Genomic DNA, 23,399 nt, shown 5'->3' with positions numbered 1-23,399 from the left:
GTTTGGAGGATTAGACATTGATAAAGAAATATACATGCCAAAACGGACTTAGAATTGTACATGAAGAAATCCCAACGGTTCGCTCAGTTGCTATTGGAATATGGATAGGAACAGGCTCAAGAAATGAAAATCCAGATAATAATGGGATATCCCACTTTTTAGAACATATGTTTTTTAAAGGTACAAAAACAAAGAGTGCCAAGGAAATTGCTGAGGCATTTGATTCAATAGGCGGACAAGTTAATGCATTTACTTCAAAAGAATATACTTGCTATTATGCTAAAGTACTTGATAATCATGCACAATTCGCTTTAGATACACTAGCGGATATGTTCTTCAACTCTACATTTGTTGACGAGGAATTAAAAAAGGAAAAAAATGTAGTCTATGAAGAAATAAAAATGTATGAAGATACCCCTGATGATATTGTTCATGATCTGTTAAGTAAGGCAGTCTATGAAAATCATCCATTAGGTTATCCAATCCTAGGTACAGAGGAAACTTTAGATACTTTTACGGGACAAACACTTAAGGAATATATGCACAACATGTATACACCGGACCAAGTAGTTATATCTGTTGCAGGAAATGTGTCTGATTCCTTTATTAAAGAAATTGAATCACTATTTGGTTCATATGAGGGAGGAAATACTGATAGAAATGAGCATATTCCTACCTTTCATACAAATAAGACCGTTAGAAAAAAGGATACGGAACAAGCACACCTATGCCTCGGGTTTGAGGGGTTACCTATAGGTCATGAGGACATTTACGATTTGATTGTTTTAAATAATATATTAGGGGGTAGTATGTCTTCTAGACTATTCCAAGAAGTACGCGAACAAAAAGGACTAGCTTATTCCGTATTTTCCTATCATTCATCATTTAAGGATACAGGGATGGTAACGATTTATGCCGGTACTGGTGCTAAACAATTAGATCACTTATTTGATACTATCCAATCAACGTTAAACAATTTAAAAAATACTGGTGTAACCGTCAAAGAAGTTCAAAATTGTAAAGAGCAGTTAAAAGGAAGCCTAATGCTAAGTTTAGAAAGCACGAATAGTCGCATGAGTAGAAACGGTAAGAATGAGCTCTTATTAGGGAAACATCGGTCACTTGATGAAATTGTCGAAGTGATTGACAAAGTTTCAATTGATCAAGTTAATCAATTAGCTCAAAAAATCTTTACTCCGCATTATTCTGTTTCTTTAGTAAGCCCTGACGGAAGATTACCAAAAAATATTTAATACACTGCACTGTCTGAAGTAATCCTTCAGACAGTTTTTTTATTGTGCATATGGAAGATTGAAAGCATGTTCTAAAAAACGATGGCAAGCGATATATTGTAATAGAATAGTGGGGTGAGAAAGGGGATATTTTATGCGATTAAGTGAATTAAGTGGAAAGGAAATTGTTGATTTTAAAAAAGCAGAACGATTAGGAGTATTAGGCCATACTGATATTGAATTTAACGAAAAATCTGGACAAATTCAATCGTTAATTATCCCAACCGGTAAATGGATGCGGAAACAAAGCAGTGAAATAAGGGTACCTTGGCAGCATATTAGAACCATTGGCTCAGAAATGATTATTCTCGAGGTGCCTGAAAATAACTATTAGAATATGAAAAAGGACAGATTGGCAATAAAGTCAATCTGTTTTTATTTTTATTAGATAAATCACCGAATTCAATTACTCCACATAAGATATTGAAGTGATAGGCGATAATCTTTTAAGAAGGTGACGATATTGATGTTGACAGGATTGCAGATTGCCGTAATTGGAGGAGACGCTCGTCAGCTTGAGGTAATCCGCAAATTAGCAGAATTAGACGCAAGACTGTCTTTAATAGGATTTGAGCAATTAGATCATGTTTTCTCAGGAGTTTATAAAGAAAAGATAAATGAAGTGAATTTTAGCGAAATTGATGCCATTATTTTACCTGTTCCAGGAACAAATCAAGAGGGGGAAGTAGATACGATATTTTCCAATGAAGAAGTGATATTAACGGAAGATATCCTTTTAAAAACCCCGTCACATTGCACGATTTATTCGGGGATCAGTAATTCTTATTTAGATCATATAACTAAAAAAGCGAATCGTAAATTGGTGAAATTATTTGAACGCGACGATGTAGCAATATACAACTCAATTCCAACAGTTGAAGGAACCATTATGATGGCTATTCAACATACTGAATTTACTATTCATGGTTCCACTGTAGCAGTATTAGGTTTAGGTAGGGTTGGAATGAGTGTTGCTAGAGCCTTTCACCATTTAGGGGCAAAGGTGAAGGTAGGCGCAAGAAAGACAGAACATATTGCACGAATTCAAGAGATGGGATTACAGCCTTTTCATTTAAATGATTTGGGAAATGAAGTAAAGGATCTTGATATTTGTATTAATACAATTCCACATTTAATTGTTAACGCTGCAATCATTCAAAAAATGCCCACTCAAACATTAATTATTGATTTAGCATCTAAACCAGGTGGAACAGATTTTCGTTATGCAGAAAAAAGAGGAATTAAAGCATTATTAGCACCAAGTCTACCTGGTATTGTTGCGCCTAAATCTGCAGGTCAAATCCTTGGTAATGTATTAGTACAGCTTTTAGATGAAGATGTAATTAAAAGAAAGGGGTCATTATAAATGAGTTTACAAGGGAAAAGAATCGGATTTGGATTAACAGGATCTCATTGCACTTACGATGCTGTTTATCCTGAAATAAAGAAATTGGTAGATGCAGGTGCAGAAGTGATTCCCGTCGTTACATTTACTGTCAAAAGTACAACCACAAGATTTGGAGCAGGTGAAGAGTGGATCGAAAAAATTGAAGAAGTGACAGGTCGTAAGGTGATTGATACAATTGTAGATGCTGAACCTCTTGGGCCAAAGCTACCGCTCGATTGTATGGTGATTTCACCATTAACTGGTAATTCGATGAGTAAAATGGCGAATGCTTTAACTGATTCACCTGTTCTTATGGCTGCTAAAGCTACATTAAGAAATGGGAAACCTGTTGTATTGGGTATCTCAACAAATGATGCACTAGGTTTAAATGGCGTGAATTTAATGCGTTTAATGTCTACAAAAAATATTTATTTTATACCTTACGGACAGGATGATCCTGAAAAGAAGCCTAACTCAATGGTAGCGAGAATGTCATCCTTACAAGACACAGTCGAAGCTGCTCTCGAAGGGAAGCAACTTCAACCAGTCATTGTAGAACGTTTTCGTGATGAATAGGTAAAATAAAAATTTTTCCAATAAATAAAATAGAGGCTGTCTCAATAAGTCAATTTATGAGACAGCCCTTCTGCAATGAAATAAGTTTAACATTCTCTTTTTAGCAAATTAGCATAAAAAAGTATAGAAACAACGATATATATGATAAAATAAAATTTATTATTTAAGCATTTATTATAAGAAAAATAACCTTTAATAAAAAAGTAAGGTGTAAAAGTGGAAGGGGAATGTTTTATGGCAACAACAGGTTTTCATGTAGCTGTAGTAGGAGCAACTGGAGCAGTTGGACAACAAATGCTTCGTACATTAGAAACAAAGGATTTTCCAATAAAGAAACTTACACTCTTATCTTCATCACGGTCAGCTGGTACAGTTCTGAAATTTAAAGATGAAGATATTGTTGTCATGGAAGCGAAACCTGAAAGTTTTGAAGGTGTGGATATTGCACTTTTTAGTGCAGGTGGAAATATTTCTAAGCTGTTTGCAAAGGAAGCAGTTAAACGTGGTGCGATTGTAATCGATAATACAAGTGCGTTCCGAATGGATCCTGAAGTCCCACTTGTTGTACCGGAAGTGAATGAAGAGGATCTAAAATCCCATAACGGAATAATTGCAAATCCAAATTGCTCAACTATTCAAATGGTTGTTGCCTTAGAACCAATTCGAAAGGCATATGGATTAGACAAAGTAATCGTGTCAACCTATCAAGCAGTATCTGGAGCCGGTGCAGCAGCCATTGCTGAATTACACAATCAGACACATTCAATCATTAAGGGTGAATCCTTTAACCCGGAAATATTACCGGTTAAAGGGGATAAAAAACATTATCAAATTGCGTTCAACGCAGTTCCGCAAATAGATAAATTTGAAGAAAATGGATATACCTTTGAAGAAATGAAAATGATTAATGAAACGAAGAAAATCATGCATATGCCTGAATTAAAGGTAGCAGCTACATGTGTACGCCTTCCTGTTGAAACAGGACATTCAGAGTCGGTTTATTTTGAGGTACAACATGAGAGCATTGAAGTAGAGGATATTCGATCCTTATTACGTGATGCAGATGGTGTAACTCTTCAGGATAACCCTAAGGAGCAGTTATATCCAATGCCTGCATATGCAGTTGGAAAAAGTGATGTTTTTGTTGGAAGGATCCGAAAAGATTTAGATGAAGATAAGGGGTTCCATATGTGGGTTGTTTCTGATAATTTATTAAAAGGTGCTGCATGGAATTCAGTACAGATTGCCGAAAGCTTGGTTAAGCTTGGTTTAGTAAAATAGTGATATGATTAATAGTTGTATTAATTCTTATATCAATTCTTGAGGTGTTATGATGAAACTGATTGTGCAAAAATTTGGTGGTACATCAGTACGTGATGAAGAAAGTCGACAATATGCCCTAAAACATATTCAGGGTGCATTGGATGATGGTTATAAAGTAGTGGTAGTTGTTTCTGCGATGGGAAGAAATGGTGACCCTTATGCAACTGATACATTATTGTCAATGGTAAATGGGTCTAATACACATTTAAGTAAAAGAGAACAGGATTCTTTATTATCTTGTGGCGAAATTATTTCAAGTTTGGTTTTTTCTAATATGTTATTAGAAAACGGGATTCGATCCACTGCTTTAACCGGTTTTCAAGCTGGGTTTCGTACCAATTCAGAGCATACAAATGCAAAAATTATAAAAATGAAGACAGATCGTATTCTTCGTGAATTAAAGATCTTTGATTGTATCGTTGTTGCAGGTTTTCAAGGTGCAGCACCTAATGGGGATGTAACAACAATTGGGCGTGGAGGTAGCGATACATCTGCAGCTGCCCTTGGAGTAGCTTTAAATGCAGAATGGATAGATATTTTTACTGATGTTAATGGAATCATGACAGCAGATCCTAGAATTGCTCAGAACGCGAGACGATTGCCTGTAGTAACTTATAATGAAGTATGCAACATGGCTTATCAAGGTGCGAAGGTCATTCATCCTCGTGCTGTTGAAATTGCGATGCAGGCAAAGGTTCCAATACGGATTCGGTCAACCTATTCAGATGATTTAGGAACATTAGTTACTTCTGTCTACAGGGAAAACAAGGGTGCTGATGCTATTAGAGAGCGTTTAGTAACTGGGATCGCACACTTATCAAAAGTATCACAAATAAAAGTGGTAGCAAAAGATGGACAATATGATTTGCAATCAGAAGTATTTAAAGCAATGGCTAATGAGCATATTAGTGTTGATTTTATCAATATTTCGCCAACTGGAGTGGTATATACAGTAGCGGAAGATTTAATTGACAAAGCTGAAGCAATTCTAAAATCTCTTGGCCATGCTCCCATTGTAGAAAGAGGCTGTGCAAAAGTATCGGTTGTAGGTGCAGGAATAGCAGGTGTCCCAGGTGTGACATACAAAATAGTATCTGCTTTATCTGAAAGAGGGATAAGAATTCTTCAGTCAGCAGATAGTCATACGACAATTTGGGTATTAGTGAAAGAAGAGGATTTAGTCGAAGCAGTCAATGCTCTTCATGATGAATTTAATCTTCAAGAAGAACGATCAGATGTTAAGGTTATGAAGGAGTGATATAGATGGCTCATTTTGGTAGAGTATCAACCGCAATGGTCACCCCTTTTGATAATAAAGGGAATATCGATTTTCAGAAAACGAGTCAACTAATTGAATATTTAATTGATAATGGATCGGATTCATTAGTTGTTGCTGGAACAACAGGGGAATCTCCTACTTTATCAACAGAAGAAAAAGTAGCCCTTTTTAGACATGTAGTAAAAACAGTTAATGGAAGGATTCCAGTCATAGCAGGAACAGGAAGTAACAACACATATGCTTCGATTGAATTAACAAAAAAAGCAGAGGCTTCCGGTGTAGATGCGATTATGATTGTAGCCCCATACTACAATAAACCAAATCAAGAAGGAATATTTCAGCATTTTAAAGCAATTGCTGAAAGTACAACATTGCCTGTAATGGTTTATAATATTCCAGGACGCTCAGTCATCAATATCCATCCTGAAACAATAATTAGATTGGCGGATATATCTAATATTGTCGCTGTGAAAGAAGCGAGTGGCGACCTAGATGCGATGACACATATTATCGCAAATACTCCAGATGATTTCGAATTATATAGTGGGGACGATGGAATCACTATACCGGTACTATCAATTGGAGGGCAAGGGATTATTTCTGTAGCTTCTCATATTATTGGGAATGAAATGCAGGAAATGATTCAGGCATTTTTAAATGGTTCAAATAAAGAAGCTGCAAAACTTCATCAACAGCTGTTACCAATAATGAAGGGGCTATTTACGGCTCCAAGTCCTGTACCAATAAAAACAGCCTTACAATTAAAAGGATTGGATGTCGGATCAGTACGTTTACCACTCGTGCCACTTTCAGAGTCTGAAAGAATTAGTCTGACAGAACTGTTAAATAGTTATAAATAAAAATGGATTGGCCTACCAAAGTGATTTTTTAGGTGGGCCAATCTTTTTTTATCTGTTCTTGTTCAAATATCTGAAAATAATGGTAATATAGAAACATAATATTATATAAATTCCTTTAGTAAATTTTTGATAACTTATTTAGGAAATAGATTATTGTAAAGGAAGAGAAGATTGCAGACAGTTTTTATTTACATACTTGCTTATTGTGTGGGACAAATTCTAAGTGCTCATATAATAGGTCTCCTTATTTATCGCAAAAATGTTTTTCAATTAGGCAGTGGCAATCCAGGTGCAAGGAATGCAGGAAGATCTTTTGGAAAAACGGGGTTTTTACTAGTTTTAATTGGGGATATGCTAAAAGCTTATCTTATATGTTGGGTAGCCCAAGTAGCTGGTCTGGGAATTCTGGGCCAATCCATTGCCTTATTTTGTGTAGTCATTGGACATATTTATCCTATTATTTATAAATTTCAAGGAGGAAAAGGGGTTGCATCGTTTATAGGAGGATTACTTTCTGTATCCCCCTTTTCAACATTTAGTTTTGTTTTTGTATTTCTAATTTTATTTCTCTTGAATAGATCATTTACAAAGTCAGGCCTTATAGCAATCATGACAACACCATTTTTTTTGTTTTTTTACGATAGAAATATATGGGGGAGCATTATTATTGCCATAATTGCATTCATCATTATATTAAGACATAGAGAAAAAAAGTAATTGTGGGGGATGGAGAATGAGTTTTACGATTAAAATGGCAAGGGATAAAGATGAGTTTGATCAAATTTTTGATTTGAATTATGAAACGTTTGTAGAGGAAATACCACAGCATGAGCAAAATGATAAGAAGAAATTACTCGATCGTTTCCATGCAGAAAATCAATATATTATATGTAAGCATGATTCCGAAGTTATCGGAATGATGGCAATCCGAGATATTAGACCGTTCTCGCTTGACGAAAAATTAGGAGTAATAGAGGAATATTTAAATTTTTCATTCATAAAACCTTGTGAGGTAAGATTGCTAGCTGTAAAAAAAACTTATAGAAATGGTCGTGTGTTTACAGCACTTACAGGAGGGCTTATTCGCTATTGCCTTCAAAAAGGTCATGATATCGCATTTATATCTGGAACAACTAGACAAAGTAAGCTATATAGCCATTTAGGATTTCAGCCTTTTGCACATTTAGTAGGGAAAGATGAAGCTTTATTTCAACCAATGTATTTAACAAAGAGAACATTTTTAACTAGTGATGCACTACAAATGATCAGTCATGTTCGTTCTTTCTTACCTGGTCCTGTTGCAATTGATAAGGAGGTACAAACAGCTTTTGATCAGCAACCGATATGGCATCGCTCAGAAGAACATAGTAATATGGTAGCTGCTGTTAAAACGAAATTAAAAGAAATGACAAATGCTAAGCAAGTGGCTATCCTGACAGGTTCAGGAACTTTAAGCAATGATGCGGTTGCAGCTCATTTAGCAGGTTTAAATTCGAAAGGATTAATACTAACGAATGGTGAATTTGGTGATCGTTTAGTTGATCATGCAGAGAGATTTCAGCTTACGTTTGACCATATATCTTATGATTGGGGAACCTCTTTTCTAATAGAGGAAATAGAAAATAAATTAATGGAAGGTAATTATGATTGGCTATGGTTTGTTCATTGTGAAACTTCCACTGGCATGCTCAATGATTTTAAAAAGATTGAATCTTTATGTAAGCAATATTCTGTTAAGTTATGTGTAGATGCTATTAGTTCTATAGGAGCGGTGCCATTGGACCTGCAACATACATACCTAGCAACAGGAGTTTCGGGAAAAGCCATTGGCAGCTATACCGGTTTATCTTTTGTTTTTTATAATTCTTTGGAAAACTTATCATATCCTGTCCCGAGATATTTGGATATTTCTTATTATGAAAAGTGTGAAGGTATTCCTTTTTCCCAAAGCTCAAACTTATTCCATGCTTTAAATGTTGCCTTAGACAAGTTTTTGGATCCATCCTTTATTAAAGAAAGAAGATCGATATTTATTCAAGCATGTGAAATGTTCAAGGATAAGGGCTTCCATTTTGTTATTGATAATCAACATTCCTCACCATGTGTTTTAACGATCGCAATCCCTAAAGACCTATCTTCCCTTGCAATTGGTGAAGACTTATATTTAAATGGATTTTTAGTCCATTATCGTAATCGATATTTAATAGAAAATAATTGGATACAAATTGCTTTAATGAATGCAAACAATGATTTAAAACAGCTTAAAAGTTTAATTCGAGTAATGGAAAAATTAATAATTGATCAAAGCTTTTCAATTTCTGCCTATCAATAAATAGATTGATGTCTAAATTCATCTTCGATTATAATGGATATAACTGATGTAGATCGGAAATACAGCTTGGGAGGAACAAGATTTGAAAAAGAGAAAAAATGAATTAATTAAAATTATACCCCTAGGAGGAGTAGGGGAAATTGGGAAGAATATGTATGTAATTGAAGTTGATGAAGACATTTTTGTGATGGATGCCGGTTTAATGTATCCAGAAGACGAAATGCTTGGAATTGATATTGTTATTCCTGATATAACTTATTTAGAAAATAATAAAGAACGGATTAAAGGAATATTTTTAACTCACGGCCATGAGGATGCCATCGGTGCCCTTCCGTATATTTTAATGAAAATAGATGTACCTGTATATGGTACCAATTTGACCGTTGCATTAGCGAAGGAAAAGTTAAAAGAGGTAAAGCTTAAACGACAAGTAGAGTTTACTATTATACAATCAAATTCAAAAGTGGAGTTTGATACAGTAACCATTACTTTTTTTAAGACTACCCATAGCATCGCTGATTCAGTAGGGATATGTATTCATACTTCTGAAGGAAATATTGTACATACGGGTGACTTTAAGTTTGATCAAGGTGTTAAAGGCTTCTACCAAGCAGAAATAGGAAAAATGGCGAATATCGGTGAACAGGGAGTTCTTTGTTTATTATCCGATAGTACGGAGGCCGAGCACCCTGGATACTCTATATCTGAAACAACTGTAGCAAACCAATTGTCCAGTGCTTTTCATTCAGCTAAAGGCAGAGTTATTCTAGCCTGTTTCGCATCAAATCTTCTGCGTATCCAACAAGTATTTGATGCAGCCAGGGAAAATGGTAGAAAAATTGCTGTTGTTGGAAAAAGTTTGGAACGAATCTATGAAATCTCATTAAAACTTGGCTATCTACAAATGGATTCAGAGGATTTAATCATTCCTGTCCAAGACATACAGAAATATGAAAAAGACAAAGTGGTCGTATTAGCAACAGGTAATCAAGGAGAGCCATTCGTAGTCTTACAAAAAATGGCGAAAGGTTCACATAAACATATTTCAATTGAGAAGGGTGACACGGTAATTATTACTGCGAGCCCATCACCAGGATTAGAATTGTATATGTCAAAAACGATTGATATGCTTTATAGGGCTGGTGCAACCGTATTATCAAGTTCAAATAAAATTCATGTAACAGGTCATGGTTTACAAGAAGACTTGAAATTGATGTTAAACTTAATGAAACCTAAATATTTTATCCCTATTCAAGGGGAGTATCGAATGCTTATTGCACATGGTAAACTGGCAAGCCAAGTTGGATTGGCGCAAGATCATATTTTCATTCCTGGAAAAGGGGATATTATTGAATACAAAAATAATAAAATGAGCATCGGAGGAAGGGTTCCTTCTGGGAACGTCCTTATTGACGGTATTGGAGTGGGGGATGTAGGTAATATTGTTCTAAGAGACCGTCGATTATTATCACAAGATGGTATTCTTATTGTTGTTGTTACATTGAATAAAGCGGAAAAAACAATTGCTTCAGGACCAGAAATTATATCAAGAGGTTTTGTCTATGTGAGGGAATCAGAAGAATTGATGCTTGCCTCAACTAATTTAGTACGTGAGATTGTTGAAAAAAATATGTTAAAAGATGCATTTGATTGGTCAAGCATTAAACAAGATATTCGTGATCAATTAAATTACTTTTTATATGAAAAAACAAAGCGCAGACCAATGATTCTGCCAATTATTATGGAAATTTAATAGCAAATAAAAAACCAGGTGAAATAAAATATTTTCCTGGTTTTTTTATGTTATTTGGGTATCAGGTATTTGAATGAATGAAAAAAGAGTGGTAGTGGATACTAATCATATTGAGGGGTATAAGATAAATTGTGATTGATAAAGGAGATTTAAAATGGAAAAAGAATTTCAAATGGAGCAACAGCCTTCTCCAGAGAAATCCGATGAGAATAAAGATAATAAGCCGGGAATTATTGATAAAATTCAACAGCTAGGCCAAACAAATGTCCCACAATTATCGCAGGACACAAATATTCATTGCTTAACAATTGTTGGACAAATCGAGGGGCATATGCAGTTGCCACCACAAAATAAAACAACAAAATATGAACATGTTATTCCACAAATCGTGGCGATTGAACAAAATCCTAAAATTGAGGGACTTCTTGTCATTTTAAATACGGTAGGTGGAGATGTTGAAGCGGGACTTGCGATTTCAGAAATGCTAGCATCATTATCAAAACCGACTGTTTCTATCGTTTTAGGTGGCGGACATTCAATAGGTGTACCGATCGCGGTTTCATGCGATTACAGCTTTATTGCTGGAACAGCAACGATGACTATTCATCCCATTCGTTTAACGGGACTAGTAATTGGTGTCCCACAAACATTTGAATACTTAGACAAAATGCAAGAACGGGTCATAAACTTTGTTACAGAGCATTCAAATATTGAAGAAGATGTCTTTAAAGAATTAATGTTCGCGAAAGGGAATTTAACAAGGGATATTGGAACAAACGTGGTTGGCATTGATGCAGTAAAAACAGGGCTAATTAATGAAGTCGGCGGGGTAGGAGCTGCAATAAAAAAATTAAATGAATTGATCGAAGTAAATAAAAATCAAAATAGTTCTGAAGGAATGATTCAATGATCCTCTATACAACTGTTCCACATGAATTAATTTTTCAAACGGATGCAAATGAATATAGTAAATATAAAACCATCGTCTACAATAATGTACCAATGCTAGTAGAACAATTAGAACATAATTATCGGATTGTACGAATACTTAGTAGTAATCCAGTTGATTTCTTAAACAGTGAGTTGAATCCAGGACAAATGATATCCTTCTTCTAAATGATATTTTTTCACATATATTCCTTTATGCAACAATAAAATACTGCTACAGTCGTTTTCTTCACTGAAATGATTATGATATAATAAGGTAAATTGTGGGGTTGTCTAAAAGTAAAGGGGTTAAACCTCTTAATAGACAACCCTTCCATTTTCTTATTATAAGGTGATTCGTGAGGGTGAAAGAAATGGCGGCTAAAAGGAAACGAAGGAGCAAGAAGTCTCAGCAGATAAAGATAAATATACGTTTTGAATTGGTAGGAATTGTGTTAATTGCTCTAAGTTTAATATCAATTATAAAGCTTGGTGCAGTTGGTAAAGCTTGTGTATTCTTTTTTCGCTTCTTTTTAGGTGAATGGTATATGGTCGCTTTAATAGGCATCATTTGGCTAGCTGTCTATTTAATGATTAAAAGAGAATGGCCATTCTTTTTTGGTCGTAAGCTATGCGGTATATATATTTTTCTAATCAGTTTATTGTTATTAAGTCATGTGAAATTATTTGAATTATTAAGCCGTGAGGGACATGTGAAAAATCCAAGTGTGTTACAAAGTACTTGGGAATTATTTTGGAAAGAAGTGAAGGGAGATACATCAACACCAGATATGGGTGGTGGTATAATTGGTGCGATTTTATTTGCTGTGTCTCACTTCTTATTTGATTCTCTAGGAACAAAAATACTGTGTATGGTCCTAATTGTAATTGGCTTCATTCTTATAACTGGGAAATCCATTGGTACTGTCTTTGAAAAATTGGGTGCTCGTATAAAAGAGTTTGTCAGCCATCAATGGGAAATGTCCAAAAATGATTTAAAAGAATGGAAAATAGATCGAAAAGAAAAGAAAGAACAGAAAAAAATAGACGCTATGGTTGAGGAATCAGTTATTGAGGAAAAACAACAAGTAGATTCTGACAAAGAAATTAAACCAATTATATCGAGTTTTACAGAAAGAGCTTATACTCCTGAGGAAATGGATAAGCCACAACATGAACCTGATAACCCTTCTATTTCTACAAAAAGTGAAGAAATAGCAGAAGAAGATTTAGCACCGAATATTACGTTTACAGAAGTTGAAAATGAAGATTATCAATTACCACCTATTTCATTATTGAAAAGACCAAAAGCAACAGATCAAAGCAGAGAATATAATTTAATTCATGCGAATGCTGCAAAATTAGAAAGAACCTTTCAAAGCTTTGGAGTTAAAGCACGTGTGACGCAGGTGCATTTAGGTCCAGCTGTAACAAAATATGAAGTGCATCCAGATGTAGGTGTAAAGGTTAGTAAAATAGTCAGTCTCAGTGATGATATTGCTCTTGCGCTCGCTGCAAAGGATATACGAATGGAAGCACCCATTCCTGGAAAATCAGCGATTGGTATTGAAGTGCCAAATTCAGAAGTAGCAGTTGTCTCGTTAAGAGAAGTACTAGAAGCAAAAGAATTGGACAAGCCTGAATCTAAATTACAAATTGGTTTAGGACGCGATATCACAGGGGAAGCAGTCCTGGCAGAGCTAAATAAAATGCCCCATCTTTTAGTAGCTGGTGCGACCGGTAGTGGGAAAAGTGTATGTATAAATGGAATCATAACTAGTATTCTTATGAGGGCAAAACCACATGAAGTCAAATTAATGATGGTTGACCCAAAAATGGTTGAATTAAATGTGTATAATGGTGTTCCCCATTTACTGGCACCCGTAGTTACAGATGCCAAAAAAGCATCACAAGCACTTAAAAAAGTTGTAAGTGAGATGGAACGTCGCTATGAATTATTTTCGCACACGGGAACTAGGAATATTGAAGGGTATAATGATCATGTAAAAAAACATAATTTAGAAACTGGAGAAAAGCAACCATTACTCCCATACATAGTCGTAATTGTGGATGAGCTGGCTGATCTTATGATGGTCGCTTCAAATGATGTGGAGGACTCAATCACTAGACTTGCTCAAATGGCTCGTGCAGCAGGAATTCATTTAATCATTGCCACTCAAAGACCATCAGTTGATGTTATAACAGGGGTTATTAAAGCAAATATACCATCTAGAATTGCATTTGCTGTTTCATCGGCAACCGATTCTCGGACCATTCTTGACATGGGTGGAGCTGAGAAACTATTAGGAAGAGGAGATATGCTGTTTCTTCCTGTTGGTGCATCGAAACCAGTACGTGTACAAGGGGCATTTCTCTCAGATGATGAGGTAGAGGAAGTGGTAGACTTTGTTATATCTCAACAAAAGGCCCAATACCAAGAGGAAATGATTCCAGATGATATAACTGAAACAATTGAGGAAGTCGACGATGAACTTTATGATGATGCCGTTCAACTGATTGCTGAAATGCAAACAGCCTCAGTCTCAATGTTGCAACGGCGGTTTCGGATTGGTTATACAAGAGCAGCTCGATTAATTGATGAAATGGAAGTAAGAGGTGTAGTTGGTCCTTATGAAGGAAGTAAACCAAGGGTCGTTCTTATACCAAAACCTTCAGAAGAACAAAGCTCATGATGAGGAAAGTTAATTTCCTCATCTTTTTTTATACTCTATATTTAAAACAACAATTTAAACACGATTTTTTCACTTGTGTTGGACAATATGTGTGGCTCCAATTCAGGTTGTGGAACACATAATTCCCTAATCGGCTCCAAAATGTGTATCCAGAACTGTTTATGGAACACATAATTCACTCCTCAGCTACATAATCAGTTTCATATACCTATTATTGGAATTAAAGGAAAATTTCCTGCGCAGTCTGTCGGATTGGAGTGAACGTTTACACTTTTTATTATTAGGATTATTGCCAATTTTCGTCTTTAGTCGCTTTTTTTCGACAAAAGCGAAAAATTATATTTATTATCCTTCAAAAAAATGATATAGTAATTTCGATTAGTAGGAATAATTGATCAGAGGTCTGATGACTTATAAGAATGTTTGGGGGTCCATTTATGTTAATTAAATCAGATAGTCGGCATCTTTATCTCCAAGTGATCGATAGAATTAAAAAAGATATCGATACAGGAGTATATAAAGAAAAGGAAAAATTGCCATCTGAATTTGACTTAGCAAAACAGTTAGGGATTAGTCGGGCGACATTGCGTGAGGCACTTCGAATTCTCGAGGAAGAAAACGTTATCACCCGTCGTCATGGTGTTGGTACATTTGTAAATCCAAAGCCATTATTTACTTCAGGTATTGAGCATTTATATAGTGTGACCGATATGATTATCCATGGCGGAATGGAACCTGGAACGATTTTTTTAAGTTCAAAGACTCAGGAATCGACAGAGGAAGATATGAATCGTTTTTTATGTAATGAAGAAGAGGATATCGCTGTCATTGAAAGGGTAAGAACTGCAAATGGTAATCCAGTAGTTTACTGTATTGATAAAATACCAGAAAAGCTCTTTCCTTGGGAATATTCATATAATGATAGCTCGTTCTTCAATATTTTAGAGCAAAAAAACGGCAAAAGGATTACACATGCGGTGACACAAATAGAGCCAATAGGCTACCATGAAAAGATTTCACCCATACTCGAATGTGATCCTGAAACCGCTCTATTAGTTCTAAAACAGCTTCATTACAATGAGGACGATAAACCAGTTCTATACTCTGTTAATTATTTCAAGGCAGATAAATTCAGTTTTCACGTTGTTAGAAAACGAATCTAGTTTTTATTCTTACTAAATCATAAAAATAGGGGGTACAAAAAGTGAAAAAGCGCAAAATTGGTTTCGCTCTCTCACTAGTGCTAGCTGCAGGAACACTATTAGGTGCTTGTGGTACAAGTGATAAGGAAGAAGGTTCAACAGGCAAGGGAGACAAGAAAAAGGAATTTACTGTTGCTTTAGTGACTGATGTTGGTGGTGTTGATGACAAATCATTTAACCAATCAGCATGGGAAGGTCTAAAAAAATTTGGTGAAGATAATGGATTGGAAAAAGGTACAGATGGTTATCACTACCTTCAATCAAAATCTGACGCCGATTATAAAACAAACCTAAATACAGCAGTTCGTAATAAATTTGATTTAATTTATGGAATTGGTTATAAATTAAAGCCAGCTATAGAAGAAGTCGCTAAACAAAGAAAAGACAGTCACTTCGCGATTGTTGATGATGTGATTACAGATAGAGATAATGTTGCAAGTATTACGTTTAAAGAACATGAAGGTTCATTCTTAGTTGGTGTAGTAGCAGGCTTGACAACTAAATCAAATAAGGTTGGATTTATTGGTGGTACAGATAGTGACCTTATTAATAAATTTGCTGCTGGATTCCAAGCAGGTGTAAAAGCGGTTAAACCTGATGCAGATGTGAAAATTGAATTTGCAGGTGCATTTGACAAAGCAGATAAGGGTCAATCAATGGCATCTGCGATGTACAAATCAGGTATTGATATTATTTATCATGCGGCCGGTGGAACTGGTAATGGCGTATTCACAGAAGCGAAAAACTTAAAACAAAAAGATCCGAATAGTAATGTTTGGGTAATTGGTGTTGACCGCGACCAAGTGGATGAAGGACAAGTAAAAGTAGACGGCAAAGACTATAATGTAACTTTAACATCTATGATTAAACGTGTAGATTTAGCAGTTGAAGATTTATCTAAAAAAGCAAAAGACGGGAAATTCCCTGGTGGAGAACATATTGAATATGGTATCAATGAAGATGCTGTAGGTATTGCACCTTCCCAAGAGAATTTAACACCTGAAGTGCTTAAAGCTGTTGATGAATGGAAAGAAAAAATTATGAATGGTGAAATTGAAGTGCCATTAAAACCGACAAAATAATTGTAATTATGGGGCTGTCTAATACATCATTTTAGACAGTCCTAAAAAGATTTTTAATAAAAAGTAAAATCATTTTTTACTTTTTATTTAGAATCTTTTGCCATTATAAAATTTTATTGATAGGGTGTTGAATGCTGCTTTGTAAAAGCTAAACTGCAGGCTTTTACACCCAATAAAAGAATCAGTGACTTTTATAATGTTTGTAGCTCTTTTCTCAGTGAAATGAAAGGGATGGCGGTCTAAAGCTGAAAGTTATTATTAATACTTTACTTAAATAGCCACGTTGTTTGAGAAAAGAGCCTTAATAAAAAAGCGGGTCACCTTTAAAAGGAGGGTTTAGGGTGGAGTATGTTATAGAAATGTTAGGGATTCGCAAAGAATTTCCTGGTATTGTTGCGAATGATGACATTACCTTGCAAGTCAAGAAAGGGGAAATTCATGCACTTTTAGGTGAAAATGGAGCTGGAAAATCGACCTTAATGAATGTTCTTTTCGGTTTATACCAGCCTGAAAAAGGAGAAATTCGAGTTAAAGGTAAAAAAGTGAATATTACTAATCCTAATATCGCCAATGACTTAGGAATTGGAATGGTTCATCAGCATTTTATGCTAGTGGATACTTTTACCGTCACTGAAAATATTATTCTAGGAAAAGAGCCTAAATCATCGGGTACGATAGATATTAAAAAAGCAGAAAAGGAAGTTCGTGAAATATCTGAAAAGTATGGTTTATCAGTTAACCCAAAAGCAAAAATAGCTGATATTTCAGTTGGTATGCAGCAACGTGTTGAAATCTTAAAAACATTGTATCGCGGGGCAGAAATTATTATATTTGATGAACCAACAGCAGTGTTGACACCCCAAGAGATTACCGAATTAATTCAAATAATGAAAACACTTATTAAAGAAGGGAAATCCATCATATTAATTACACACAAACTGAAGGAAATTATGGAGGTTTGTGATCAGGTTACAGTTATTCGGAAGGGGAAAGGCATAGGAACTGTTAATGTGAAAGAAACAAATCCTAATGAACTGGCGAATTTAATGGTTGGACGTGAAGTAGTGTTCACTACACAAAAAATCCCTTCCAATCCAAAACAAAATGTATTAGAAATAAAAGATTTGGTTGTCAAGGATTCTAGAGGAGTTCCTGCTGTACGAGGGTTAAACTTAAATGTTCGTGCTGGTGAAATTATTGGAATTGCTGGTGTTGATGGAAATGGACAAACAGAGCTTATTGAGGCAATTACTGGCTTGAGAAAATCGGAAAGCGGTTCGATTAAAATAAATGAAAAAGAGATTCGTAATTTAAAGCCAAGGAAAATTACTGAATCCGGAGTAGGCCATATTCCGGAGGATCGGCATAAGCATGGTTTAGTTTTAGATTTTCCTATTGGAGAAAATATTGTATTACAAACCTATTATCAGAAGCCTTACTCGAAAAATGGGATATTGAATTTTAAACAAATCTATCAGAAAGCAACAAAGCTAATACAAGAATTTGATGTTCGTACACCAAGTGAATATACATTAGCTCGTTCTTTATCTGGAGGAAATCAGCAAAAGGCTATTATTGGACGCGAAGTAGATAGAAATCCCGATTTATTAATTGCTGCTCAGCCTACTAGGGGATTGGATGTTGGGGCAATTGAATTTATTCATAAGCGACTGATTGAACAAAGAGATAATGGAAAAGCTGTTTTGCTTATATCCTTTGAGCTTGATGAAATCTTGAATGTCAGTGATAGAATCGCAGTTATATATGAAGGAACAATTGTTGCAATAGTTGATCCTAAAACAACAACAGAGCAAGAGCTAGGCCTATTAATGGCTGGATCGAAAGGTCAGGAAGCAGGTGAACAAACAAATGTCTAATCGTTTAATTAATATACTTATACCAATCATTTCTGTTTTATTAGGGCTAATTGCAGGAGCAATTATCATGCTTATTAGTGGATATAATCCGATAAGTGGATATCTTGCTTTATGGAATGGAGCGTTTGGTGATTCCTTTTATATTGGTGAAACTTTTCGTCAAGTAACACCATATATTTTAGCGGGCTTAGCTGTCGCATTTGCTTTCCGAACAGGTCTATTTAATATCGGTGTAGAAGGTCAGCTATTAGTTGGATGGATTGTTTCGGTTTGGGTTGGATTGACCTTTGATTTACCAAAGATCATCCATTTACCTCTAGCCATAATTGCAGCGGTTATTGCAGGGGCTATTTGGGGGTTTATTCCTGGATTATTAAAGGCAAAGTTCCGAGTTCATGAAGTAATTGTGACAATCATGATGAATTATATTGCACTGCATGTATCCAATTATATTATTAGAAATGTACTATCTGATGAATCAGACACTACTGCAGAAGTACCAGCTTCAGCTTCACTAAAATCGGACTTTCTACAAAGCATTACAGATTTTTCAAGTCTTCATAATGGAATTTATTTGTCAATTATTGCTGCAATTATCATGTGGTTTTTACTTGAAAAAACAACAAAAGGTTATGAACTTAGATCTGTAGGCTTCAATCAACATGCATCACATTATGCTGGGATGAATGTGAATCGGAATATTATCTATTCAATGGCCATTTCAGGAGCATTTGCAGGTCTAGCTGGTGCGATGGAAGGTTTAGGGACATTTGGCTTTGCATTCTTACAATCTAGCTTTTCTGGTGTTGGATTTGATGGTATTGCCGTTGCATTATTAGGGGGAAATACGGCATTCGGTGTGGTTATTGCCTCCATTCTTTTTGGTGGTTTAAGAGTAGGTTCCTTAAATATGCCGATTGATGCGAATGTACCTAATGAATTAGTTGAAATTGTTATTGCATTAATTATTTTCTTCGTTGCTTCAAGCTACATGATTAAATGGCTCATTACTCGTTTTAAAAGGGAGGCGAAATAAGTGGATTTAATGACTGCACTTGAAATTATTGTAACATCTTCCCTTTTAGTTGCTGGACCACTTATTTTTACAGCACTAGGTGGAGTTTTTTCTGAACGTTCTGGGGTTGTTAATATTGGTTTGGAAGGCTTAATGATAATCGGAGCTTTTAGTTCGATCGTTTTTAACTTAACATTTGCTGACACTTTTGGAGCTGCAACACCATGGGTTGCACTTATTGTTGCTATGATTGCAGGGGCAATCGTTTCTTTACTACATGCATTAGCATCGATAACCTTTAGGGCGGATCAGACGGTCAGTGGTGTAGCGATTAACTTCTTTGCTCTTGGTTTATCTTTATTTCTTGTAAAGAAATGGTATGACAAAGGGCAAACTGATTTTATTAAAGAAAATTTTAGAAAAATAGATATACCGTTTCTAAGTGATATACCAGTAATAGGAGATTTATTCTTTAGTGGGGTCACATATGCTTCGTATTTAGCTATCATTTTGTCCTTTGTTGTGTGGTTTGTTATATACAAAACCCCTTTTGGATTAAGACTTCGCTCAGTGGGTGAACACCCTGCCGCAGCTGATACAATGGGGATTAACGTAACAAAAATGCGTTATATTGGCGTTATGTTATCTGGTGTTTTTGGAGGGTTAGGTGGTGCAGTATATGCACAAACAATCACACTTGATTTTAGCCACTCTACAATTACAGGACAAGGCTTTATGGCATTAGCTGCAATGATTTTTGGAAAATGGCATCCACTTGGTGCAATGGGCGCTGCACTATTCTTTGGATTCGCTCAAAGTTTAAGTATTGTTGGTGGAGATATTCCTTTCTTAAAGGATATTCCAAGTGTTTATTTACTTATTGCTCCATACGTATTAACAATTTTAGCTCTTGCTGGATTTATAGGGCGTGCAGATGCACCAAAGGCAAGCGGAATTCCTTATATTAAGGGACAAAGATAGGTTTAGCAAAAGGCTCCGAATCATTCGGGGTCTTTTGTTTATTAGAAAGCTTTCTTAATAGATGGAAGAACCATTTTTTTTAAATCCATCGGATGAACTATGCGCTAAGCTATTTTTAAACGGTAAATACTTGTAGGACATTATCTATAACATGTATAGTAAGAATAACTTCATAACAAAATAGTAAAAGAAAGCTAAAGGAGGATTGGCTATGTCTGTTGCAAATGAAATGGTTATTAAGACTGAAGGATTTACGTTACATATAGTAAAAACCAATAAATATAAAACCAATACACTTGTATGGAAAATGAAAGCCCCCTTGAATGCCGAAACAGTAACTCTTCGTGCACTTCTATTGAATGTATTACAAAGTAGTACAAAAAAGTATCCAACAACTACAGCATTACGAACATATCTAGATGATTTATATGGTGCAGGCTTCTTTGTTGATTTAGCAAAGAAGGGAGAACAACATATTATGTCGTTTTCAATTGATATTGCAAATGAAAAGTTTCTTAAGGATTCCACCCCACTCCTTCAAAAAGGTATAGATTTTTTAGCAGAGGTATTATTGAATCCAAACATTGAGAATGAAAGCTTTCATCAAGAAACAGTTGAGAAAGAGAAACGCATCTTAAAGCAAAGAATCCAATCCATTTATGATGATAAAATGCGTTACTCGAATGTTCGATTAGTGGAGGAAATGTGTAAGGGTGAACCTTATGCACTCGATGCAAACGGAATAGCATCTAAAGTAGAAGAGATTACACCGCAAAATCTATTTGATTATTATAAAAAAGCAATAAGTGAAGATGAACTACACTTATACATCATTGGTGATGTGAATGAAAATGAAGTAGAAACATTTTGTAGGAACCTCCAGTTTGAAAATCGTTCACCTATTCAACTAGAACGTAAAGAAGGAAGTAATGTTAAAGAAGTAAAAGAAATTAAGGAAAAACAAGATGTAAAACAAGGAAAGCTGAATATCGGATATCGTACAAACGTCCATTTTGGCGATCAAGATTATTTTGCACTCCAAGTATTCAATGGGATTTTTGGAGGGTTTTCACATTCAAAGTTATTTATTAATGTACGTGAAAAAGCTAGTTTAGCCTATTATGCCGCGAGTAGGTTAGAAAGCCATAAAGGATTATTGATGGTAATGAGCGGAATAGAAGCAAAAAATTATGATCAAGCAATAACCATCATAAGAGAACAGATGGACGCGATGAAAAAAGGTGATTTCACAGATCAAGAAATCGAGCAAACAAAAGCAGTTATAAATAATCAGCTCCTTGAAACGACAGATACATCTAGGGGATTGGTTGAAATTCTTTATCATAACGTAATCGCCAATCAAAATTTTACTGTGGATGATTGGATTCAAGGGATAAATAAAATTTCGAAACATGATATTATTGATGTCGCGAAAAAAATTGAATTAGATACAATCTATTTTCTAACTGGATTGGAGGGAAATGGAGAATGAAGAAAATTGCTTTTGACCAATTGAAGGAAACACTTTATCATGAAAAAATGGAAAATGGGTTAAATGTTTATATATTACCGAAGCAAGGGTTTAGCAAAACCTTTGCAACTTTTACGACTAAATATGGTTCAATTGATAATGACTTTGTTCCGTTGAATTCAACTGAATATAATCATGTTCCAGATGGAATTGCTCACTTTCTTGAGCATAAACTATTTGAAAAAGAAGATGGCGATGTGTTTCAGCAATTTAGTAAACAAGGTGCATCTGCCAACGCTTTTACGACCTTTAATCGGACTGCCTATCTGTTTTCGAGTACATCTAATGTGGAAAAGAATCTAGAAACCTTAATCGATATGGTACAGAGTCCATATTTTACAGAAAAAACAGTAGAGAAAGAAAAAGGGATTATTGGTCAGGAAATAACCATGTATGATGATAATCCTGATTGGCGCTTATATTTTGGGGTAATAGAAAATATGTATCAGCATCATCCCGTAAAAATTGACATTGCTGGAACGATTGAATCAATTTCCCATATTACAGATCAGCTACTATATGAATGTTACAATACATTTTACCATCCGAGTAATATGCTTTTATTTGTAGTTGGTCCCGTTGATCCTGATCAAATCATGAATCTTATTCGAGATAATCAAAATAAGAAAGATTATAAGGATATGTCGGAAATCAAGCGTCGTTTCGAAGATGAACCATCTAGCGTTGCTGAGAAAAAGAAGGTTCTACAAATGAATGTTCAAACACCTAAATGTCTGGTAGGAGTAAAAGCTTGTGATGTGGCACAAAGTGGAAAAGAAATGCTGAAAAATGAGCTGACGATTAATTTATTATTAGACATCCTTTTTGGAAAAAGCTCAAAGAGCTATTATGAACTATATAATGAAGGATTAATTGATGAAACGTTTTCATATGATTACACACAGGAAGAGGGTTTTGGTTTTTCAATGGTTGGTGGAGATACCGAAAAGCCTGATGAACTTTCAGAACGTATACAATCGATTATGATGGAAGCGAAAAGTGGGAAATATTTAACGGAAGAATCCCTAGAAAGAACGAAGAAGAAAAAAATAGGTGGATTTTTACGTCAATTAAATTCACCTGACTATATTGCGAATCAGTTTACAAGGTATTCATTTAATGAAATGAATCTTTTTGATGTTGTACCGACATTAGAAGAGATTACTTTTAATGATTTAAAAAAATCAGCAGAGCAGTTTTTTGAAGAAGATCGCTTTACCGTTTGTCAGGTAATACCAAATAAATAAAAGGTTAAAAAAGTAAATGAGAAACTCGGAGATTCCGGGTTT

The 23,399-nt window shown here is 35.1% G+C and carries 20 protein-coding genes; all 20 read left to right on the top strand.

What is annotated here, in order from left to right:
• The first annotated feature begins 17 nt into the window (after positions 1–17).
• Complete coding sequence (locus tag NST63_RS15800) at positions 18–1,253, top strand: M16 family metallopeptidase (RefSeq protein WP_058002697.1); 1,236 nt, start codon at positions 18–20, stop codon at positions 1,251–1,253.
• A 133-nt stretch (positions 1,254–1,386) separates the two neighbouring features.
• The gene (locus tag NST63_RS15795) at positions 1,387–1,626 is read left to right on the top strand and encodes a YlmC/YmxH family sporulation protein (protein ID WP_058002698.1); all 240 of its coding nucleotides are present in this window, start codon (positions 1,387–1,389) and stop codon (positions 1,624–1,626) included.
• Positions 1,627–1,758: 132 nt separating this feature from the next.
• Positions 1,759–2,658, top strand: coding sequence for a dipicolinic acid synthetase subunit A (dpaA, locus tag NST63_RS15790; protein ID WP_078109085.1), 900 nt, complete (start codon positions 1,759–1,761; stop codon positions 2,656–2,658).
• Positions 2,659–3,255, top strand: coding sequence for a dipicolinate synthase subunit B (dpaB, locus tag NST63_RS15785; protein ID WP_078109086.1), 597 nt, complete (start codon positions 2,659–2,661; stop codon positions 3,253–3,255).
• Positions 3,256–3,489: 234 nt separating this feature from the next.
• Complete coding sequence (gene asd, locus NST63_RS15780; RefSeq protein ID WP_078109087.1) at positions 3,490–4,536, top strand: aspartate-semialdehyde dehydrogenase; 1,047 nt, start codon at positions 3,490–3,492, stop codon at positions 4,534–4,536.
• Between the two features lie 52 nt (positions 4,537–4,588).
• Positions 4,589–5,836, top strand: coding sequence for an aspartate kinase (gene dapG / locus NST63_RS15775; RefSeq protein ID WP_058002702.1), 1,248 nt, complete (start codon positions 4,589–4,591; stop codon positions 5,834–5,836).
• Between the two features lie 5 nt (positions 5,837–5,841).
• Positions 5,842–6,717 (top strand): 4-hydroxy-tetrahydrodipicolinate synthase, encoded by an 876-nt coding sequence (dapA, locus tag NST63_RS15770; protein WP_078109088.1) that lies wholly within the window; start codon positions 5,842–5,844, stop codon positions 6,715–6,717.
• 171 nt (positions 6,718–6,888) lie between these two features.
• Positions 6,889–7,434, top strand: a complete 546-nt coding sequence (locus NST63_RS15765) for a glycerol-3-phosphate acyltransferase (protein ID WP_078109089.1) — start codon at positions 6,889–6,891, stop codon at positions 7,432–7,434.
• Positions 7,435–7,450: 16 nt separating this feature from the next.
• Positions 7,451–9,049: an aminotransferase class V-fold PLP-dependent enzyme gene (locus NST63_RS15760; RefSeq protein WP_212941822.1), complete on the top strand. Its 1,599-nt coding sequence runs from the start codon at positions 7,451–7,453 to the stop codon at positions 9,047–9,049.
• An 82-nt stretch (positions 9,050–9,131) separates the two neighbouring features.
• Entirely contained in the window at positions 9,132–10,802 is a 1,671-nt protein-coding gene (locus NST63_RS15755) for a ribonuclease J (protein WP_078109091.1), read from the top strand.
• 172 nt (positions 10,803–10,974) lie between these two features.
• Positions 10,975–11,712 carry a ClpP family protease gene (locus tag NST63_RS15750; RefSeq protein WP_213083996.1) on the top strand — a complete coding sequence of 246 codons (738 nt, stop codon included), beginning with the start codon at positions 10,975–10,977 and terminating at the stop codon, positions 11,710–11,712.
• Positions 11,709–11,918: a YlzJ-like family protein gene (locus NST63_RS15745; protein ID WP_212941814.1), complete on the top strand. Its 210-nt coding sequence runs from the start codon at positions 11,709–11,711 to the stop codon at positions 11,916–11,918. Before NST63_RS15750 ends, NST63_RS15745 begins: the two co-directional genes overlap by 4 nt.
• 185 nt (positions 11,919–12,103) lie before the next feature.
• Positions 12,104–14,422 (top strand): FtsK/SpoIIIE family DNA translocase, encoded by a 2,319-nt coding sequence (locus NST63_RS15740; RefSeq protein WP_078110523.1) that lies wholly within the window; start codon positions 12,104–12,106, stop codon positions 14,420–14,422.
• Between the two features lie 437 nt (positions 14,423–14,859).
• The gene (locus NST63_RS15735) at positions 14,860–15,585 is read left to right on the top strand and encodes a GntR family transcriptional regulator (RefSeq protein WP_341042883.1); all 726 of its coding nucleotides are present in this window, start codon (positions 14,860–14,862) and stop codon (positions 15,583–15,585) included.
• A gap of 41 nt (positions 15,586–15,626) precedes the next feature.
• Positions 15,627–16,706: a BMP family lipoprotein gene (locus NST63_RS15730; protein WP_078110520.1), complete on the top strand. Its 1,080-nt coding sequence runs from the start codon at positions 15,627–15,629 to the stop codon at positions 16,704–16,706.
• A 341-nt stretch (positions 16,707–17,047) separates the two neighbouring features.
• A complete protein-coding gene (locus NST63_RS15725) occupies positions 17,048–18,583 on the top strand; it encodes an ABC transporter ATP-binding protein (protein ID WP_078110519.1) in 1,536 nt (511 codons plus the stop codon).
• Positions 18,576–19,619 (top strand): ABC transporter permease, encoded by a 1,044-nt coding sequence (locus tag NST63_RS15720; RefSeq protein WP_341042881.1) that lies wholly within the window; start codon positions 18,576–18,578, stop codon positions 19,617–19,619. Before NST63_RS15725 ends, NST63_RS15720 begins: the two co-directional genes overlap by 8 nt.
• On the top strand, positions 19,620–20,579 hold the full coding sequence (locus NST63_RS15715; protein ID WP_071977856.1) for an ABC transporter permease: 960 nt from the start codon (positions 19,620–19,622) through the stop codon (positions 20,577–20,579).
• A 211-nt stretch (positions 20,580–20,790) separates the two neighbouring features.
• Positions 20,791–22,071, top strand: a complete 1,281-nt coding sequence (gene yfmF / locus NST63_RS15710; RefSeq protein ID WP_212941801.1) for an EF-P 5-aminopentanol modification-associated protein YfmF — start codon at positions 20,791–20,793, stop codon at positions 22,069–22,071.
• Entirely contained in the window at positions 22,068–23,357 is a 1,290-nt protein-coding gene (gene yfmH / locus NST63_RS15705; protein WP_341042879.1) for an EF-P 5-aminopentanol modification-associated protein YfmH, read from the top strand. The genes yfmF and yfmH overlap by 4 nt, the downstream gene beginning before the upstream one ends.
• The last annotated feature ends 42 nt before the right edge of the window (positions 23,358–23,399 follow it).

The sequence above is a fragment of the Heyndrickxia sp. FSL W8-0496 genome (assembly GCF_038007825.1).
Classification (GTDB): Bacteria; Bacillota; Bacilli; order Bacillales; family Bacillaceae_C; genus Heyndrickxia; species Heyndrickxia oleronia.
This window is presented reverse-complemented; position numbering and strand designations above follow the sequence as displayed.

Excerpts from the sequence above, each read along its gene's own strand:
- NST63_RS15795 (WP_058002698.1), top strand. The coding sequence starts at position 1,387 with ATGCGATTAAGTGAATTAAGTGGAAAGGAAATTGTTGATTTTAAAAAA.
- dpaA (WP_078109085.1), top strand. The coding sequence starts at position 1,759 with ATGTTGACAGGATTGCAGATTGCCGTAATTGGAGGAGACGCTCGTCAG.
- dpaB (WP_078109086.1), top strand. The coding sequence starts at position 2,659 with ATGAGTTTACAAGGGAAAAGAATCGGATTTGGATTAACAGGATCTCAT.
- asd (WP_078109087.1), top strand. The coding sequence starts at position 3,490 with ATGGCAACAACAGGTTTTCATGTAGCTGTAGTAGGAGCAACTGGAGCA.
- dapG (WP_058002702.1), top strand. The coding sequence starts at position 4,589 with ATGAAACTGATTGTGCAAAAATTTGGTGGTACATCAGTACGTGATGAA.
- dapA (WP_078109088.1), top strand. The coding sequence starts at position 5,842 with ATGGCTCATTTTGGTAGAGTATCAACCGCAATGGTCACCCCTTTTGAT.
- NST63_RS15760 (WP_212941822.1), top strand. The coding sequence starts at position 7,451 with ATGAGTTTTACGATTAAAATGGCAAGGGATAAAGATGAGTTTGATCAA.
- NST63_RS15750 (WP_213083996.1), top strand. The coding sequence starts at position 10,975 with ATGGAGCAACAGCCTTCTCCAGAGAAATCCGATGAGAATAAAGATAAT.
- NST63_RS15745 (WP_212941814.1), top strand. The coding sequence starts at position 11,709 with ATGATCCTCTATACAACTGTTCCACATGAATTAATTTTTCAAACGGAT.
- NST63_RS15740 (WP_078110523.1), top strand. The coding sequence starts at position 12,104 with ATGGCGGCTAAAAGGAAACGAAGGAGCAAGAAGTCTCAGCAGATAAAG.
- NST63_RS15735 (WP_341042883.1), top strand. The coding sequence starts at position 14,860 with ATGTTAATTAAATCAGATAGTCGGCATCTTTATCTCCAAGTGATCGAT.
- NST63_RS15720 (WP_341042881.1), top strand. The coding sequence starts at position 18,576 with ATGTCTAATCGTTTAATTAATATACTTATACCAATCATTTCTGTTTTA.
- yfmF (WP_212941801.1), top strand. The coding sequence starts at position 20,791 with ATGTCTGTTGCAAATGAAATGGTTATTAAGACTGAAGGATTTACGTTA.
- yfmH (WP_341042879.1), top strand. The coding sequence starts at position 22,068 with ATGAAGAAAATTGCTTTTGACCAATTGAAGGAAACACTTTATCATGAA.